This window comes from Mesorhizobium sp. M5C.F.Ca.IN.020.32.2.1, from assembly GCF_004023105.1.
Lineage (GTDB): Bacteria > Pseudomonadota > Alphaproteobacteria > Rhizobiales > Rhizobiaceae > Mesorhizobium > Mesorhizobium wenxiniae.
In genome coordinates this window covers 1-395 of the sequence record NZ_RZSX01001713.1, presented here as the reverse complement: position 1 = coordinate 395, position 395 = coordinate 1, and the positions used below count along the sequence as shown (strand labels likewise).

The window sequence follows — 395 nt, the reverse complement described above, 5'->3', positions numbered from 1 at the left end:
GGTCTTGCCGGCGACGTTTTTCAGCGGCACCTTCTTCAGCACGGTTTTCTTGCCGTCATATTGCAGCGCCACCGAGCCGCCGCCCTGTTCGGCGACAGCGACGGCAAAAACGCCGGCATCGAAAGCTTCCTGCGCATCGACGGCGTTGATGGCGCCGACATAGCCGCGCGGCATGTAGCCGAGCGCATCGACACGCGCCCGCTTGCCCGGCAATCCTTCGGCTAGCGCGCGCTCGAGGGCGGCCGGCAGGTCGCTGCCCGACAGCTTGACGTTGCCATGCGCATCGCGCTCCAGTTTCTCCGGCGGGACAAGGCTTTCGACCAGTGCCTTGCCGTCGGCGGTGCTGACGCCTTCGGACACGGCAACGATGCAGCGCTTGTGGCGGTCGAGCGTGG

At 66.6% G+C, this 395-nt stretch carries 1 pseudogene; it reads right to left on the bottom strand.

The annotated features are described in order from the left end of the window. Positions 1 to 395, bottom strand: a pseudogene (locus EOA86_RS38295) (6-phosphofructokinase); the annotation flags it as partial.